The organism is Natronorubrum daqingense, from assembly GCF_001971705.1.
GTDB lineage: Archaea > Halobacteriota > Halobacteria > Halobacteriales > Natrialbaceae > Natronorubrum > Natronorubrum daqingense.
This window is the reverse complement of sequence record NZ_CP019327.1, coordinates 590,438-608,075: the sequence shown is the minus strand read 5'-3', so window position 1 is coordinate 608,075 and position 17,638 is coordinate 590,438. Positions and strand designations below refer to the sequence as shown.

The 17,638-nt window shown below is 58.9% G+C and carries 14 protein-coding genes; 7 read left to right on the top strand and 7 right to left on the bottom strand.

The window, feature by feature from the left end:
• Nucleotides 1–575 precede the first annotated feature (575 nt).
• Nucleotides 576–983 carry a helix-turn-helix transcriptional regulator gene (locus tag BB347_RS19870; protein ID WP_338141495.1) on the bottom strand — a complete coding sequence of 136 codons (408 nt, stop codon included), beginning with the start codon at nt 981–983 and terminating at the stop codon, nt 576–578.
• 598 nt (nt 984–1,581) lie between these two features.
• On the opposite strand from BB347_RS19870, the gene BB347_RS02930 reads away from it, so the two are divergent.
• The 5 genes from BB347_RS02930 (at nt 1,582) to BB347_RS02910 (ending at nt 8,158) form a co-directional block, all read left to right on the top strand.
• Nucleotides 1,582–2,982: a nucleotide sugar dehydrogenase gene (locus BB347_RS02930; RefSeq protein ID WP_076578563.1), complete on the top strand. Its 1,401-nt coding sequence runs from the start codon at nt 1,582–1,584 to the stop codon at nt 2,980–2,982.
• 6 nt (nt 2,983–2,988) lie between these two features.
• Nucleotides 2,989–4,059 carry a DUF354 domain-containing protein gene (locus BB347_RS02925; RefSeq protein WP_076578564.1) on the top strand — a complete coding sequence of 357 codons (1,071 nt, stop codon included), beginning with the start codon at nt 2,989–2,991 and terminating at the stop codon, nt 4,057–4,059.
• Nucleotides 4,056–5,018: a glycosyltransferase gene (locus BB347_RS02920; protein WP_076578565.1), complete on the top strand. Its 963-nt coding sequence runs from the start codon at nt 4,056–4,058 to the stop codon at nt 5,016–5,018. The genes BB347_RS02925 and BB347_RS02920 overlap by 4 nt, the downstream gene beginning before the upstream one ends.
• Nucleotides 5,008–6,987, top strand: coding sequence for a DUF2206 domain-containing protein (locus BB347_RS02915; RefSeq protein ID WP_076578566.1), 1,980 nt, complete (start codon nt 5,008–5,010; stop codon nt 6,985–6,987). Before BB347_RS02920 ends, BB347_RS02915 begins: the two co-directional genes overlap by 11 nt.
• A gap of 88 nt (nt 6,988–7,075) precedes the next feature.
• Nucleotides 7,076–8,158: a sensor histidine kinase gene (locus BB347_RS02910; protein WP_076578568.1), complete on the top strand. Its 1,083-nt coding sequence runs from the start codon at nt 7,076–7,078 to the stop codon at nt 8,156–8,158.
• A 36-nt stretch (nt 8,159–8,194) separates the two neighbouring features.
• On the opposite strand, the gene BB347_RS02905 is transcribed toward BB347_RS02910, so the two are convergent.
• Together BB347_RS02905 and BB347_RS02900 are read right to left on the bottom strand one after the other, a co-directional pair.
• Nucleotides 8,195–8,773 (bottom strand): metal-dependent hydrolase, encoded by a 579-nt coding sequence (locus tag BB347_RS02905; protein ID WP_076578571.1) that lies wholly within the window; start codon nt 8,771–8,773, stop codon nt 8,195–8,197.
• Complete coding sequence (locus BB347_RS02900) at nt 8,774–9,778, bottom strand: DUF1616 domain-containing protein (protein ID WP_076578573.1); 1,005 nt, start codon at nt 9,776–9,778, stop codon at nt 8,774–8,776. It abuts the gene before it with no gap.
• A 388-nt stretch (nt 9,779–10,166) separates the two neighbouring features.
• Here BB347_RS02900 and BB347_RS02895 point away from each other — a divergent pair, with 388 nt between their 5' ends.
• Nucleotides 10,167–10,754, top strand: coding sequence for a DUF7344 domain-containing protein (locus tag BB347_RS02895; protein ID WP_076578576.1), 588 nt, complete (start codon nt 10,167–10,169; stop codon nt 10,752–10,754).
• A 34-nt stretch (nt 10,755–10,788) separates the two neighbouring features.
• Here BB347_RS02895 and BB347_RS02890 read toward each other — a convergent pair whose 3' ends face one another.
• Together BB347_RS02890 and BB347_RS02885 are read right to left on the bottom strand one after the other, a co-directional pair.
• Nucleotides 10,789–11,316, bottom strand: coding sequence for a hypothetical protein (locus BB347_RS02890; RefSeq protein ID WP_076578578.1), 528 nt, complete (start codon nt 11,314–11,316; stop codon nt 10,789–10,791).
• A gap of 153 nt (nt 11,317–11,469) precedes the next feature.
• The gene (locus BB347_RS02885; protein WP_076578581.1) at nt 11,470–13,152 is read right to left on the bottom strand and encodes an asparagine synthetase B family protein; all 1,683 of its coding nucleotides are present in this window, start codon (nt 13,150–13,152) and stop codon (nt 11,470–11,472) included.
• 254 nt (nt 13,153–13,406) lie between these two features.
• Between BB347_RS02885 and BB347_RS02880 the strand changes: the two genes are divergently transcribed.
• Entirely contained in the window at nt 13,407–14,735 is a 1,329-nt protein-coding gene (locus BB347_RS02880) for a polysaccharide deacetylase family protein (RefSeq protein WP_076578583.1), read from the top strand.
• A 27-nt stretch (nt 14,736–14,762) separates the two neighbouring features.
• Here BB347_RS02880 and BB347_RS02875 read toward each other — a convergent pair whose 3' ends face one another.
• On the bottom strand, nt 14,763–16,265 hold the full coding sequence (locus BB347_RS02875; protein WP_083687681.1) for a PKD domain-containing protein: 1,503 nt from the start codon (nt 16,263–16,265) through the stop codon (nt 14,763–14,765).
• A gap of 149 nt (nt 16,266–16,414) precedes the next feature.
• Nucleotides 16,415–17,560: a sugar-transfer associated ATP-grasp domain-containing protein gene (locus BB347_RS02870; protein WP_076578585.1), complete on the bottom strand. Its 1,146-nt coding sequence runs from the start codon at nt 17,558–17,560 to the stop codon at nt 16,415–16,417.
• Between the last annotated feature and the right edge of the window lie 78 nt (nt 17,561–17,638).

Here is a 17,638-nt window from a genome sequence, read left to right as displayed (position 1 = left end):
GCCAGCCAGCGACCTTCTGTGAATGCCTGTAATTCGAGGAGATTGACCTGTTATCGCCGTTCACAACAGCTTCGTCGTCGGGTGTACTCGAGCACTCGCGTCCGATACGTGCGCGTAACGAAATCATGTGGTTAGTATAAATGGGTAGAACACAGCCTCGATTCGAGGGGTGCTCGAAGATCGGAGAGGGGGAAGAACATGGGGGAGGGGTACGCAGATCGGAGCGGGGAACGATGGGTGCGTGTGGCTGACAAAACGGGCTGAGACGCAACTGCGAGAGGGAGGAGTGAGCTATTCAATAGGGCAGTATCAACGAGATGGGTGGAAAGTGTCACCCAACGTGAGTCCGTTCGATCGATGGAAACGCTGCTGAGGCTTCTTCCGGATCGGCGGCTTCCACGAAGTCAACACCGTTCGTGGCTGACTCGAGTGTGCTCGAGGACGGTGAGGCGAACACTCCTCACTCGAGGAAAGACCGTGCGCGATGAAGCGATTTGAGCGGGACGTACTGTATACGGCGAAGTGACGCGAGTGGAAAATGTAACCGAGTGTCGATGTCGATGAGCGACGGAGTGTTACTGAAGTGGACTCGTCGGATCCCCGGTGTGTGACTCCGAGTCTGGCGATTGATCGGCCAGGGTAATGACGTTCTCTCGGCCGACCGATGTCTTCTCGATCGTGCCGTCAGTGTGCATCTGTGAGCAGATACGACTGACCTTCGATTTCGACCAGCCGGTTTCTTCTGCGATCTGATGTTGTCGAATGCGACCGTGGTTCGCGACGAGCAGGCGAACCACTTCTCCCTTGTCGCTCAAGAGCTCGACCGGCGTCTCCGGCGAGAGGTACTGTTCGTAGGGTTGTTGGTCGTCGGTGGGTGAGCGTGCGCTGGCTTTTGAATCGGTGGTTGACTCCGCGAGCAGCGAATTCGACGCGAGATCGACGTCGCGTCTCGAAATGATTTCGCGCAGGCGTATGCCAACCAAACCACTTATCAACACAAACAAAACCACGATCATTGCCACTTCCCAGAGTGACGAGCCACGGAGTAACGCGACCGAGGTGAGTGGCTCACTGACGTGTTCGCCAACACTCGTCACTGTCGAGATGTCCGACTGACTATCGAATCGACGAATCGACGTCGGAATCGTGCCTGCCGATACACTGCTGTAAAGCGCATCGATCGCCGGCGTAACTCCGATCTGGGAAGGTTGAACCATGGTTTTCACGGTAGTTGTACGGTCGGTGCATGGCCGATTGCCGATGGTCGTTCTCGGGGCCGACCGTAGTAACAACTCACGGACCGAGCCCCTTCATTATGGATTCGTATAGGTCCGTTTAACATCGGTATAAGCCGCTGTACTCGCTATTATCGAAAAGTCATCGAACGGCAACAATTTCGACGAACACGCCCGTCTCCTGGTAGATGAACCTGACACAACTGTTTATTTTGGCTATAGTAAACGGCCCACGACGGCTCTACTCGAGTGAGGCACGTGAACGGTATCGCTCCGGACCTATCGTTTCCGGACCACGACATTCCCCACACGAGCGCGTGTGGCGGTACAATAACCTCTCTCACCCATGACTACGACACTCAGCGACACCGAAACGCGAGCGGACGAACGAGACCACGATCGATATTCCCTGTCCTCGAGCGACGGGAATACGCCACTCGAGCACGTCGACGAACGCGACGTCCGGGAGGCGACGATCTGTGTCGTCGGCCTCGGATACGTTGGCTTGCCGCTCGCCGTTGGCTTCGCCCAGTCGAACTATCGCGTCATCGGCTACGACGTCGACGAATCGACTGTCGAAAAGCTCCAAAACGGTGTCGACACGACCGGCGATCTCTCTTCCGAAGCGGTTGCAGACGACGACATCACGTACACGACCGACGACGCCGAGATCGCCGAGGCGGATTACGTTATCATCGCCGTCCCGACGCCAATCGACGACGGCGACCGACCCGACTTGCAGTACGTCGAGAGCGCGGCCGCGACCGTCGGCTCGAAACTCACGGTCGGCACGACCGTCATCCTCGAGTCGACCGTCTACCCGGGGACCACGCGCGACGTGCTCGTCCCGGAACTCGAGTCGGCCTCCGGCCTCACCGCCGGCGAGGAGTTCTTCGTCGGCTACTCGCCGGAGCGGGCGACGCCCGGTGACTCTGAACACGGGCTTGCGGACGTCGTGAAGGTCGTCAGCGGTCAAAACGAGACGATTCTAAATGACGTCGCGACGCTGTACGAATCGGTCGTCGACGCCGGCGTCCATCGCGCCGCGTCGATCGAAGTTGCCGAGGCCTCCAAGGTCGTCGAGAACACCCAGCGGGACCTCAACATCGCGTTCGTCAACGAGCTTTCGATGGCACTCGAGCGCATGGACGTCGACTCGCAGGCCGTCCTCGACGCGGCGGGAACCAAGTGGAACTTCCACGACTATCAGCCGGGATTGGTGGGTGGACACTGTATCCCGGTCGACCCGTACTTCCTCGCGTATCGTTCGGCCCAAGAAGGGTTCGACCCCGACCTCATGCGCACGGGCCGGAAAGTAAACGAGTCGGTCTCGAATCACGTCGCCGACCTGACGATCAAAGCGCTCAATCAGTGTCACAAGACGCTCCGCGACAGTCGCGTGTTGGTACTCGGCCTCTCGTACAAACCGGACGTCGGTGACATTCGCAGCTCCAAAGTCGCTGATGTCGTCGAGAATCTCCGCGAGTACGACGTGGATATCGAGGGCTACGACCCACACGCCGATCACGACGCGGTCAGCGAGGTGTTCGACCTGCACGTCCAGGACGACCTCTCGTTCGACGGAATCGACGCCGTCATCTTCGCGACCCCACACGCCGAGTTCGAATCGCTCGAGCTCGAGCGGATGGCCGCCGAATTGGGCGAGAACCCCGCACTCGTCGACGTGACGGGGACGTTCGACGAAGACGCAGCACACGCGGCAGGATTCGTCTATCGGAGGTTGTAACCGATAATGCGAGTCGTGATTACGATTCAACACCCTGGTCACGTCCACTTCTTCCGACACCCGATCGCGGAACTGGAAGCGCGGGGCCACGATGTGCACGTCTTCGCGCGCGAGAGCGACGTCGCAATCGCACTACTCGAGGCGTACGACATCGACCACGAGGTGTTAGCCGGAGAGTCCGATTCGCTGCTCTCGCTCGCCGCGGTCCAGGCCACCTACGAAAGCCGGCTCCTCGCTCGAGCGCGACGGGTCGATCCCGACGTGATCACAGCGATCGGTGGCGTCGCCGCCGCCCACGTCGCGTCGGTCCTGCGGACGAAGAGCGTCGTCTTCTACGACACGGAACACGCGACGCTCATCACGAAACTCGCGTATCCGTTTGCAGACGTGATCTGCACGCCGTCGTGTTACCGCGACGACCTCGGCGCGAAGCAGGTGCGCTACCCGGGCTATCACGAACTCGCATACCTCCACCCCGACCGATTCGACCCCGACTCGTCCGTCCTCGAGTCGGTCGGCCTCGACGGCGACGACGAGTTCGCCGTCGTCCGCCTCAGCAGTTGGGAGGCCTCCCACGACGTCGGCCACGGCGGACTTTCGGATCCGCGTGCGGTCGTCGACCGACTCGAGGACGCCGGCTTGGAAGTGCTCCTCACTGCGGAGGGACGTCCGCCCGCGGACCTCGAGTCGGCCCAGTTCTCGACGCCGCCGGATCGACTCCACGATTTACTCGCGCACGCGAGCATCGTCGTCAGCGAGGGTGCGACGACGGCGACCGAAGCCGCCGTCCTCGGCACGCCGGCCGTCTACGCGAACCCGCTCTCGCTGGGCTACACGGCCGAACTCGAGTCGGAGTACGGTCTGCTCTTCGAGTGTACCGACGAGAACCGCCAGCGTTGCACGCTCGAGGCGATCGACTCGATTCTCGCGCAAGACGAGGAGACGTGGGCGCACCGACGAAATCGCATGCTCGAAGACAGAATCGACGTGACCTCGTTCGTCGTCGATCGACTCGAGCGCCACGCGCGCCATCGACCGATCGAACGACCCTTGACAGCCGACTCACACCACCGATGAAGGTCCTTCAGTTGGTTACCTCCCCCCGGCCGTTTTTCGACCAGCAGGTATCGGCACTCGAACGCCGCGGCGTCGACTGTACCGTCTGCGCCGTTCCGGGGGCTCACAGCGGCGACTCGGGCCGGTCGCCGGCGGACTACGTCCGCTACTATCCGGCTATCATCGATGCGATCAGGTCGGAAGAGTTCGACCTCGTGCACGCGAACTACGGGCTCGTCGCGCCGTTCGCCCTCGCTCAGCCGACGCGGCCAGTCGTGATGACGCTGTGGGGGTCTGACCTCATGAGCGACAAGCAGTGGCTTCGCTCGATTAGTCGCGTCGGCGCTCGCCGCGCGGCCGCGACGATCGTTCCGAGCGAGCCGATGGCTCGCGAACTCGAGACCGAGCACGAACTGATTCCCTTCGGCGTCGATACGACCACGTTCCACCCAATTCCACGAGAAGAAGCTCGCGAGCGAATCGGCTGGGAGAGCGAGGATCCAATTGCACTCTTTCCGTACGACCGAACTCGAGACGTCAAGGACTTCGAGCGAGCCCGGCGGCTGGTCGACGCCGTCGAGGCCGACCTCGAGTTGCGGACAGTCTCCGGTGTTGACCACGATATGATACCATACTACATGAACGCGAGCGACGCGCTGTTGGTAACCTCGAGACGCGAGAGCGGCCCGATGGTCGTCAAAGAGGCCGCGGCGTGTCAGTTGCCAGTTATTTCGACCGACGTCGGCTTCGTCCGGGAGACCGTCGCGGACGTCAGTCACTGCGTCGTCAGCGACGACGACGACCGACTCCGGGACGGCCTCGAGTCCGTCGCAACCACTCGCGCCCGCTCTAACGGCCGAGCGGTCGTCGACGGATTGGGCCTCGAGTCACTCGGCGAAAATCTGCTTGGGGTGTACCGACGCGTGCTCGATCGCGAGGAGTCCGCAGGAACGCAGGCGGGGGTCAGCCATGGCGTTTAATACGCTCTCTGAACTGCGCCCGCTGCGGATCGACACCGTCGCCGCGATCGTCGGGCTTGGCCTCGCGTTACTCATGCTTCCGCTGCGGTTTTTCGCTTCCCAGATCTATCTCAACACCGTCCCGATCGTTCTGGGGACGGCGTGTCTCCTCTATCTCATCGCCCTGTATCAAGGGGAGACGGAGTCGGAACTACCGACGTTGCCTTCGGGTGTGGCGATGGCGCTTCCGAGTATCGTCTTGGTCGGTCTCTCGGCACTCGTCGGGCTGACGGTGATTCAGGGTCAGCGAACGACGGTGTTTTTCGCCCTGGCGAGCGTGGTCGGGTCGCTCGTCCTCGGCCAAATCCTCTTCGTCCACGAGCGCGACCTTCACCCCGGCCTCATGCTGTTTCAGATCTTGGCTTTCGCGTTCGTCTTCCGTTTCACCGCGCTCTACGCGACACCGGGGTACATCGGAATCGACATCTGGACGCACGCCGAGTTGACTCAGGACATTCTCGAGGCCCAATCCGTCAGCGGTATCGACCACGACAAACACTACGCGTCGCCGTTCTATCACCTATTGGCTGCCTCGTCGTCGATCCTGTTCGACCTCCCGCTTCGGAGCGCGATCTACCTCTCCGTCGGCGTCGTGATGCCACTGTCTGTGTTGCTCGTCTACGCGACGACGAACCTGCTGACGTCGACGCGGTGGGCAATCTTCGCGACGGCGCTGTTCGCCTTCGCGAGTCACGTCACCCAGTGGGGACTCCACTTAATCCCGACGAGTCTCGGCCTCGTCTTCTTCCTCGGCATGTTGTACGCGCTCGTCAGAGTGATGCGAATCGAGTACACGCTTCGAGACTTCGCACTCTTAGTCCTGTTCAGCGTCGCCGTCATCCTGACCCACCAGGTGTCGACGTTCATCATGCTCGTGCTCTTGTTGTCGGCGTTCCTCGCCCAGCTCGTCTTCGAGATCGATCCGCTCGGTCTGACTCGAGTCGACACGAGCGTCTTCCGAACGAAGAAGCCGGTCAACCTGATCGGTCTCGTCGTCTTCAACTTCGGACTCACGATCTTCATGTGGTCGCTGACGCCCTATCGCGAACAGTCGTTCCTCGCGACGGTGCTCGGATTCTTCACCGAAACGCTCGAGGAAAGTGCCGGGTTCCTCAACATCGCGAGTGACACCGGCGACGACGACGCCGAGGCCACAGAAGCGGCGACGACGTTCCTCGATCAGGTGCTCCCCTACATCGATACGCTCGGCTTTCTCTTTTTGCTCGGGGCCACGTTCGTCGGGTGTCTGTACGTCGTCCACCGACGCAGAGCCGAACAGTCGGTGTTCACGCTCTTGCTCGCGTCGGCGATTATGCTGGTGTTCGTCCTGCTCTTGCCGATGTTCGGCATTCGAAACTTCATCCCGACGCGATGGTTCGCGTTTCTCTTTGCACCGATGGCGATTCTCGCAGCGATCGGCCTTCGGATGCTCGTCGGGAGTCTCGATAGACGAGTTGTCGTCTCCGTGCTCCTCGTATTCGCCCTCGTCTACCCCGGCGCGATGATCTTTGCAGCCGAAAGTAACATCGACCAACCAGTATTCGACGAGAATCACGAACAGTTGGCCTACAACGAAGCCGAACTCGCCGCAGTCGACAGTATCGGCGAGTTGACGGGCGCGCCAAACGGCAGTGAGATCCGTGAAGATCAGCGGCTGTACACGGATCATCCGTACCAAACGGTAATCTATCGGACCGGGGCTTATGCTGAGACCGGGACACAGACCGCGATGGTGCCCGACGACGGCGCTGCCGAGCACGACTACACCGTCTACCGATCGGCCCAATCGAATGCGGCGACACACTTCGAAGACGAGAACGAGGACCGACGCGTCACGCAGATCTCCGAGGGGCAACTCTGTGGACCGGATCAGGGAACGGTGTACACGAACGGCGACGTGACGATGTGTACGCCCGGTCCGAACTCGTAGAAACGAAGTCGAGCTACCGGCGGTGTTCGGTCTCGAGACCGACACTCGTCGGGAGCAGCGTTTTCTCGCTCGGCCAATTGCGAGGCGTATGCACTCACGGGAGGACTCACTCGTCGTCTCAGCGATCGACACACTCCCGATTACCATCGCTGTCCTCGACGACGAGGGAACCATTCTCCAGACGAATCGCGCCTGGTCCGAGTTCGCGACGGAAAACGACCTCGAGATGCACCCCGATACGGTCGGCACGAATTACCTCGCGATCACCGCACAAGGGGAGACGGAACACGCTCGGTCGGCAGCAACCGGGTTATCCGAGACGCTTTCGGGCGACCGTGAGAAATTCGAACTCGAGTACCCGTGTCACTCCCCCGACGAGCGACGCTGGTTTTTGATGCGAGCCGTCTCGTTCACCGAGGACGGCGAGCGTTACGTCGCCGTCGCACACCTCGACATTACCGAGCGCTACGAGTTTCGACACCAACTGGAGGCGTCCAACGAACGCCTCGAGCAATTCGCCTACGCCGTCTCACACGACCTTCAGGAACCGCTTCGAATGGTGACGAGTTACCTCGAACTCCTCGAACAGCGCTACGCAGGGGAACTCGATGCGGAGGCCGACGAGTTCATCGAATTCGCTGTCGAGGGAGCCACTCGGATGGAGGCGATGATCGAGGGACTTCTCACGTACTCTCGAGTTCACACGCAAAACACGCTCGTTCAACCGGTCGATCTCGAGGCCGTCCTCGACGACGTCCGGGCAGGTCTCGAGCGACGAATCGAGGAGACCGAGGCCGAAATCAGGACCGACTCGCTGCCAGTCGTCGAGGGCAACGCGAGCCAACTCCGGCAAGTCTTCCAGAACCTGGTGGATAACGCACTCGAATACAGCGGTGGGGATTCGCCGCGAGTAACGATTTCGGCCGAACGAGTGGGTGACGAGTGGATCGTGTCCGTCAGTGATGAGGGGATTGGAATGGATCCGTCGGACGCCGATCGAGTCTTCGACGTCTTCGAGCGCCTCCACAGTTTCGAAGAACACGAGGGAACGGGGATCGGCCTCGCACTGTGTCGGCGGATCGTCGAGGACCACGGCGGTGCGATCTGGATCGATACCGAACCGTCGACCGGCCTCACGGTCTCGTGTACGTTACCAGCTACAGACCAGTAAGTGGACACGGACCACAAAACCGCGCAGGAGTACGCCTCACGCTCGAAGCTGGGTTCGGAGCCACCGCCAGGCGTCGGCCGCGATCGGTGCCCCGTCGACGATCCACAACACGACGACGGCCCCGCCCAGAAACAGTTGCATGACGACTGGCGGCGTCAATCCACCGGCGAGAATTTCGTCGACATACCGGAGGAAGTAGATCCCGAAGTGATCGAGCAATCCTCCGTGGTCGTCCGCTGGCGGCGACTCGAGGGGCCAGAGCACGACCCGCGGTTCGTAGGTGGGATTCGGTCGCAACGGATCGTACACATCGGTCCCGAGATGGGAGACGTACGCGAGTGTGAACGCTCCGGCGAGCACTCGCTCGCCGTACCTCGAGGCGACGAGGAAGACGACGAGACAGAGGGCCGTCGCAAAAAATATCGAGTGACCGATCGAATACCCCGTCTCAGTAACACCGAACGTCCAGGCGAGGGGTTTATCGATGAGATCCGGCAGTTGGGAGCCGACGACGACGGCAAGCGTATCCCAGGCCTTCGGCGGTCGCCCGAGGACGATTCGAGAGACGATCGAGTACAACACGTACGCGGCGGCGAGATGTTCCCACGGCCACATCTATTCGACCTCGATCGGCAGATGAATCGCTTCGTCTGCGTTCTCGGTCGTTGGGTCGGATGGTGGCTCCTCGGTGTAGAGCAACAGCGTGATTCGAAGGTCTTCTCCCTGCATCGACGGCACGATTTCGAGATCTTGTTCGACGGTTTCGCCGTCGGCGACGGTCGTCGATTCGCGATCGAGTTCCTCGGCTTCCTCTACGCTTGCCTCGCCGTCGTCGTCGTAACTCACGTCCTCGAGTAAGGCGACGGTCGTATAGGTGTGTTCTTCGTGTTCCTCGTTCGTGATCGTCGTCGTGAGCGTTTCGTTCTCACCTGCGGCGTAACTCGATTCGTACATCGTCTCGGTTTCACCAGTCACGTTCTCGGTTTCGATCGAAAACTCGGTGAACCCGTCGTGTTGTGGCGGGTTCGCGATTGCGAAGCCACCGGTCGCGAGTAACAAGACGAGTCCGATGACGATCGCGACGTTGAACAGGTGTGGGTTCGGTTGCGAGCGGGTTTGAAATCCGGGTTGATCGCGTGTCTGTGTTCGATAGAATATCCCGGACGAAAGCGACGGTACGAACCGTCTCTCTGCCGGACAGCGGTAACGAGCGACGATAGCGAGCAACGACAGGACGATCGTGAGCAACGCAATCCCGGAGAGTACCGTTTCGAGGGTAAGACCCCCCGGGGTTGCAGAGGCTAGAATGGCAATCGACGGAACCAGTGCAACACTAAAGACGACCGACAGGACGAACCGCTCGACTGACTCGATGCCGCCGGTGACGACGAGTGGTGTTCCAAACCGACTCTTTTCATCATCGAAGGACTGGTACTCGTCGGTCGGGTTATCTGGAAACATCACGGAGACGAGCGCATACCCGGGAATAAAGAGGATAAGCGGCATCAAGAGTAGCGTTCGTGCGATGGTTCCGACACCGTAGAATACGGCGAACGTGCTAATGCCAGTGATCGCAATGACGGCTGCCAAGTCAGAATACCACCAGTGGCTGTCACTCATTATACGACTCAACGCAGACTCGAGGGTTTATTATCGGCACGGTAAGGGCCGTATCGAGGGGGGTGTCAGCCGACCGTCTTACGCCAATATATCAAAATACGGATACAGATTCCCCATAAGTCCCTTTCGGCGGTTACGAACTCTCCTACGATATACAACAGTCACAAATCACAGATGATCGTTTTCAAATTCTTTGCACATACACGAGAAATTAACTGTTTCACTCGAACTGTATATTGCCGTATTAGCGCCTCAAACTCTCGTTCTGGCTGTATAAAATGACTAAAAGGATCCGCTGAACGAAATGAATTCAACGAAATCGTCACTACTGTGGATGTACAGTTTCAATGCTTTATTACTCCCTTCTGTTTACGGGGTAACTGGTGCGATGAAATCGACATATATCAACGAAGAAGAACAGGGTGAGCACGAGACGGATGACGAAGAGACCACGTCGTCTGAAACACCTGACTTCTCGAAAGACGAAATCTTCCATCTCCTGCAAAATGAACGCCGTCGGTTGGTTCTCAGGTACCTCCGTGGCACCAGTGGCCCCGTACGCATGCGCGACATTGCAGAGCAAGTCGCAGCATGGGAACACGATACGACCGTTAGCGAACTCACGTCGACACAACGCCAGCGCGTCTACATCCCGCTGTATCAATCACACCTCTCGAAGCTCGATGAAGCAGGTATCATCGACTACCAGAAGAACCGCGGTATCGTCGAACGAAAGCCCTTCGCCGACCAGGTAGACCAATACCTCCAGATCGACCCCGAACACGACTCGCCAGCACGACCAGAGACGACTGAAAACTGGGACGACTACTACATCGGCGCGACAGTCCTCTGTTACGTGCTCCTAATCGGTGCCGTTATCGAATTACCGTTCACGTCGTTCCTCTCGGGAATTGCACTGAGCGCTGTAATCTTGCTGCTCTTTACAGTCTTGACCGTCAGTCGACTCCTCGAGTAATTCGCGTCGATAGCCGCACCAGTTCTATCGAAACTTAGACGACGAACGTAAACGCGACGAACAGCATCGTTCCGACCAACAAGAGCGACAACAACACGAACAGTGTCGTCGACGAGTTCATCACTGCGGCTCGCGAGCCGGATGCGGCAACGGCGACGCCGCTATGGGCCCCGGGTTCCGTGTGTGCCGGTCGCTCGACGAGCCCCTGGCTCTTATCGAACACGAGGGTGCCGGTGTCAGCGAGCGCTGGGAGTCGCACCTCGTGTAACTGCTCGTGAATGCTCGCCCAGGTTTCGACCGGCGGACGTTCCGATCCGACGAGTTGGTCGGCTACCTCGTCGACCGTGACGGGCGTGTTCAGTTCATCGATTTCGGCTACGAGTTCGATATCAGAGTCTGGAATGTACGTCGAAGCCTGTTCGTCTACTCGCGAACCGACCTCCATTCCTTCGTCTAATGGGGTGTGATAAATCGTCACGCCCCCGCTATCGTCGGAATCGGCGGAGCCGTCCCCAGCGGCATCTTCCGACGAAGAACGGACCCAAGACGGCGTCAGACGCATACTTCGCGCTATCATTGCGCAGTATATAAGTATTGTCTCAGTTTATCCCCCGCAAACGATCTACGCCGTCATTAGTGCCGTTTCAAGGGCTATTCTCTACACTGAGAACGTGCGTGAACACAAGTAAGAACTCGTGAAAGTAACGGAGATTGTCTAGTTCGAGTTCTCGAGCCACGGAAGTGACTGATCGCCCGAATTGCGCCAGTAGCCAAGCCACGTCCGGAGATCGATGAGTCGAAGTTTGTGCCTGGCTGGCAGGTCGTGAACGTGTTCGACGTCAGCAAGGAGACGTTGATCGTAATCGTGGCGCTCGAACAACGTTTGTCTGTCGGGCCACGGTGGTTGGAACGATGCCAAAAACGGCGTCTTCCGCCGCACGAACCGCTCGATTTCGTTGAGCAACATCGTATCGTGGGGTCGATCCGGTGGCCGATGCTCGAGAATGTCGTCGTCGAGTTGTGTACACGCCGCGAGGAACGTCTCTGTCGTTCGGTACGCAGGTGGCGTCTGGAGGTGCCACTCGATTAGCTCCCGATCGATCGCCAGAAACGACGTCAGGAAGTGATCCGAAAGGTGATCGTGAAACGGAACGGAAGGCTGGTTGGCGATGCCAACACAATTGAGCCGATTTTGAACCGTCTTTGCGCGCGTCTCTTTCTCCTCGAGTTGTTCGTTGAGCGTCTCTCTGACGAACGAGCGCGGATCGACGTTGAAGTCCGTCCGATCGGTCAAATCGAGGCTCGCGTCGCGAGTGTACCCGAACTTTCGAAGGAGGACCTCTGCGGGCTCCGGATCGGTCTCGATATGACCGGTCGGGATGTGCTTTCCCAGGACGTCGACCGACTGTTCCGCATTGAAGTGCCCGCGGAAGAACGTATCACAGAGCAATCCGTGATACACCGTATCGACGTCGAACTCGTCCGTGTATCCCGCGTGGTGGATGTGCAACGATTCTTTGATGCCCTGGCCGTAGCGGATTTTCGATTCGTCGGCGCGCAGGTATCGCTCGTCCGGTTCGAATGCGGTGTGCGTGACGTCGTACTGTTCTGAGAGCCGTTTTGCACCCTGAACTTCCTGTGCTGCGGGTGCACCGACGGTATAACTTCGCTCGATATCCGGAATTCGAGAGAGGATAACCCGCGAATCGTACCCCGCTGAGAGAAGGATACCCTTCTTCCCGGGAAGCACTCTGCGCCGACGAAGTGCCCGTTCGAGGCGTTGTGCGAGTTCGTCCACGTAGTCGAACTCACGAGGATCGTAGACGAATCGCTCGAGGTCCTCAACAGATTTCGAGCGTAGACAACTGTCGATCGGCAGCCGCTGTATCTCTTCGAGTGCGGATTTCTCCCCGAGGGTCACGCCGAGGTGGAGAAACTCGAGGATTCCGTTGCGATCGAGCGTCGGGTCGTCGACCGATTGCGCAATCTGTGACGCGTCGGTTCCGAAGCGTCGTGTCCCACCTTCGTCGGTGTAGAAACACGCACGCGAACGGACGGGATCCGTTGCGACGAACGCCTCGTCGGCGCTTGCAGAGTCGAGAACGGCGACGTACGAGCCGTTGAGCTGTGACAACGCGTCACGCCCGTGTTCCGGATACTGCTCGAGGAGCCACCGTGCCGCGTTCGCGTCGTCGTCGGGGACGAAGATTTCGCCCCAGATAAGACAGAATCCATCGTCGGTGGCACACAGCGCGCTCCATCCGGGTTCGCCGAGGTCTGGGTCTCGAATGCCGACCGTGAGCGATGGGCCGGTGACCACCTCGTCGAACGCGTCGTTGGACCGAAATCGATTGAACGTGTCGATAGCACCGAATACGCCGAAGAGTTCCCTGTTCATCGTCGAAGTCCACTATCTAAGTAGCGTACGGGTGTTGACGAATGCGAGTCGACCGGACGGGCGGGTGAGAGGCCCCAGTCGAACCGATCGTCACGAACGTACGCTGACGTTGGTTCGCCTATCGGAGTGTGGTGGCGTTAACTATTCCATTGTTAAACGGTTAGACGACCGAACAGACGGTTCTGAACGGATTACCGGTATCCGACTATCGGATCTATAATAATGGGCTAGCTGTCGATAGATTCGACTCGACCATGACAGATAACCGGATGACACGGCGACGTGCCATCGCACTGTCGAGCACAGCGGCAATCGCAGGCCTGGCAGGCTGCAGTGACCGCCTCGATTCCGTATTAGGCGACTCCGATGATGACGATGGCGAAGGATCGGAGACCGGATCGAGTGCATCGGCGCTCGCGGACGGTGTTCCATCACTCGAAACGGAGTACAACAGCCGAGAAGAGTACGCCCAGCCGGGATCGTCGTTGGACGACTTCAGTGACATCGACGAGTGGGACGTCGTCGAGGGATCCGGTGAAGCGGACGAAGACGAAGTGTACGACGGCGACCACAGTTTGCATTTAGAGTCGGACGGAAGCGACAACATCGTCGTCGAACGCGATCTTTCGGGTGAGGATCTGTCCGATATGGACGTCTCCATCGCGATGCGTACCACGACGCCCCAGAATATCACAATCAACCTTCGTCTCGTCGACCAGTTCGGTAGTGACCGCGTCCACTCGCTGCGGGAAGTAACCTACAGAGAGCCCGACGTAGGCTGGTTCCGAGCAAGTCCCGGCGTGTTCGAACAAAGCGATTACGACCCGGCGATGGATTCACTCGACCGGATCGAGATACAGGTTCTCCACTCCATGGACGAGGCGGAGGTCTGGGTCGACGACCTTCGCATGCACGAGCGTCCGGATAACGGATACGTGATGTTGGTCTGGGACGACGGCTTTACCGACTACTACGAGACGGCCTCGCCGCTCCACGACGAGTACGACTTCTCGACGATTCAGGCACCAGTGCCACAGTGGACCGAACAGGGACGTGACGGCATTATGACCACGGAGGAACTCCTCGAGCGCCAGGACGAAGGCGATCAGATCGTTCTCCACGGGACACACGACCCGATCCACGAATACGAAGACGAGGAGGACATCCAGAGCCGCCTCGAGAACGACAAACAGTGGTTCATCAACAACGAGTTCGAGGGCGCGAACTACATCGTCTATCCTCACAACAGCTTCGACAAGACCAGTCTCGAGCACATCTCGGACTACCACTACTGTGGCGGGTTCAACCAGTCGGGTAACGTCAACACGACTAGCGTTTACGGCTTCGATCCGCTGGTGTTACCGCGAACGATCGGTCACGACCTCGACATCGCAACACGATGTGTCGACCTCGCGGAGGCACACAATCAGTGTACGATCTTGAACTTCCACGAGTTCGAGGAAGACAACACGATGTCAGAAGACGACTACGAAGAACTCCTCGAGCACATCGACGAGGCCGATGTCGAGGTCATCACTTTCGATGACCTCTGGGAACTACGGACGGCCCAGCATCACGAATAAATCCGCTTCGTTCGACGACTCGAGCGATTAGTTCGTCGTCAGTGATATTTCATCGGTCGCCTCTTCACCAGCATCGTCAGTGACGTGTAAGACGACCGTGTGATCCCCGTTCGAACCGATAGTGATGTCGATGCACTCCTCGGTTTCGTCGATACAGCCGTCACCACCGAGGTCCCACTCGTAGGAGACGATTTCCTCGTTCGGTGTCGAGGATGGCGACGCGTCGAACTCGATCGTCTCACCGCAGTCGAACGTTCGGTCGTCGGCGTCGGAGGGGGTCGTCTCTATCTCTGCAGTTAGTGGCTCCACAGTTTCGTCTTCGTCGTCTGCTTCATCGTCGTCTTCGTCTTCGTCGTCTTCGTCGTCTACGTCATCCGCATCCTCGTCTACGTCTTCTTCATCCTCATCGTCTTCAGCTTCGTCATCGTCGTCTTCGTCTTCGTCTTCAGCTTCGTCATCGTCGTCTGCTTCATCGTCGTCTTCAACTTCGTCCTCGTCTTCGTCGTCTACGTCATCCGCATCCTCGTCGTCTGCATCATCGTCCTCGTCGTCCGCGGGTTCGTCAGGTTCATCTTCAGACTCGTCTGGTTCCTCATCCTCGGAGTCGTCGGGTTCCTCGTCCTCAGCGTCGTCGGGTTCCTCGTCCTCAGCGTCGTCGGGTTCCTCTTCTGGGTCTTCTCCTGGCGTTTCGGATGGATCTGCTTCGAAAATAGCCGGGATGTCGTCAGTTTGGAACTCGGTGTTGACGAAGAGTTCGTCCTCGAGTAGATACGCGACGAGTTGGTACTGCCAGTTGACTCGAGTATCGAGGTCGACGTCGGTCGAGACAGTCTCGACGAGATAGCTCTGCGCATCGAGTTCTCGAGAAGCCTTGTGGACGAGCAGGCCCCGCGGATCGGAGTTCGGTCCGGTGAACCCGCCAGATTGAAACGATTTGTCCGGATCGTCGACTGAGTCTTCGTTGACGGTTTCGATCGCATTACTCGCAGCGGCAGTCGCCTCCTCGTCGCTCGAGTGGAAGATAGCCTGGCCGACGCCGTCAACCGGGTCACCAGCGTAGATTCCGGTCGATTCGTGAAGGTCGATGACCGCGTCGGCGTCGTAGTCGGTGACGACATCCCAGAGCGCTTGTGCCAGTTCTGTCCGTGGTTCGGACCCTTCTGGGAACTGGCGGTTGAGGTCGTCCCCTTCGTCGTCCGTTCTGGTCCCTCGTTCGACTGCGACAGCGCTCGCTTCGGGAATTATGACGAGCGTTCCAACGTCTATCGACCAATCGGCAATATCTTCCGCTGCGGTGAATCCCGCAACTTCGTTGCCGTGAACGCCACCGAGGACGACGGCTGTCGGCCCATCGGCGTCTGCCGTCGTCACGTACACCGTCGTCTCTTCGTCCGTTCCCTCGCGAATGTTGAACGACTCTCGAGAGACGCCACCGTCGGTCGTGCTCGCCGTCACGGCACCGATACTCGCCAGTACTGACCCTGCCGTGAGAGACAGTGCTGTCCGTCGTGTGAGTGAATTCCGTTGCATCCGGGTGTTCCCTTCAGATAGGGTGATGTTAACTATCGTTCTAATAACTCGAACGTTGACAACTTTCAGTTCCGAAATGGTTATTGAGACGACTCGAATAGTCGTTTCAGCGACGAAATGGTTCGACAGCTAACACGCTACGAACGCGCTCAGCACACGTTGTGTCGCTCGTAGAAGCGCCGAACGCGGTCGTCCGTCAGTAACGGCCCGTGGACCTGAATCGATTTCATCCCCGGATAGCTGTTGGCTTCGATGATTTTGAACTCGCCGTCGTCACCGGTCACGATCACGTCCCACCCGGCGTAAGGAACGAACGAGCACGCATCTGCAACCTCGAGCAACCGCGTTCGAATGTCCTCCCAGCCGGGAACATGTGTTCCGTCAATCGTCGTATCGGTCTCGGGGTGGTCGGAGTGCCACTCGAGTCTGTTTCCGTCGCTGAGTTTCACGCCGGGACCGAGTTCGCCCGTCTCGAGGTCGATTTCTGCGGAGAGGCCACCCTGTGTAAAGTTGTCCAGCGGTTCGGACGTCTCGGTTCCGATTCGGTGGATGGCTGCGGCGATGAAGGGCTCCCCGGCCTCCTCGTCGTACATCGTGATAATTCGAAGGGTGTTCGGCGTTACCGGATAGAGCCCCCCCGAGAACGTGCCCTGCTCGACGTGTTCACAGACGAGGTACTCCTCGAGGTCGGCGACCAGCGACCGAAACGCTGACTCGCTGTAGCGGTCACCGTTGACCGTATACCCGTCTTCACAGCGTTTGCACAACAACACGTTGTTTCCACCACCGCCGTGAACCCACTTCAAGACGAGTTGCGATTCGGACTCGAGTCGGTCGACGACTCGCTGTGCCGCGTCGTTCGGTTCGGGTGAGGTTAGTCCGCTCTGGTCGTCGATCGACGGACCATCACTCGAGACGACGGCTCCGCCGTCAGTCAACTCGTGGCGAGCGTCGAGCGAGTCGATCGAGTGGAACGACCCGTCACGGATCATGCCGTAGACGTCCATCCGATGCTCGTCGAATGGGCCCATGAGCTGGTGGAAGAGGAGTTTGTTCGAGAGCGCGACGGACCACGTACCGTTGATGCGTTTGGTTTTGACGAATCGCTGATAATCGGTCAAGTACGAGTCGTGGTTCTTTTTCGTCAGACCGAAAATGGCGTCCGATCGGCTCAGAAAACCACGACGCCAGAGCCAGAGTCGTCGCTGAATCGAGGGTGAAACCGACGCTTCGCGTTCGGTCGTCACGAGGTCCTGTACCCCCCGAGCCGTGTGATAGAGTTTGCGGACGTTCACGTCCGAATAACACAGCGAACCGATGTTAGTTATCGATCCGACAAGGCCGTTGCACGACCAGTATCGGTCACCGGGATC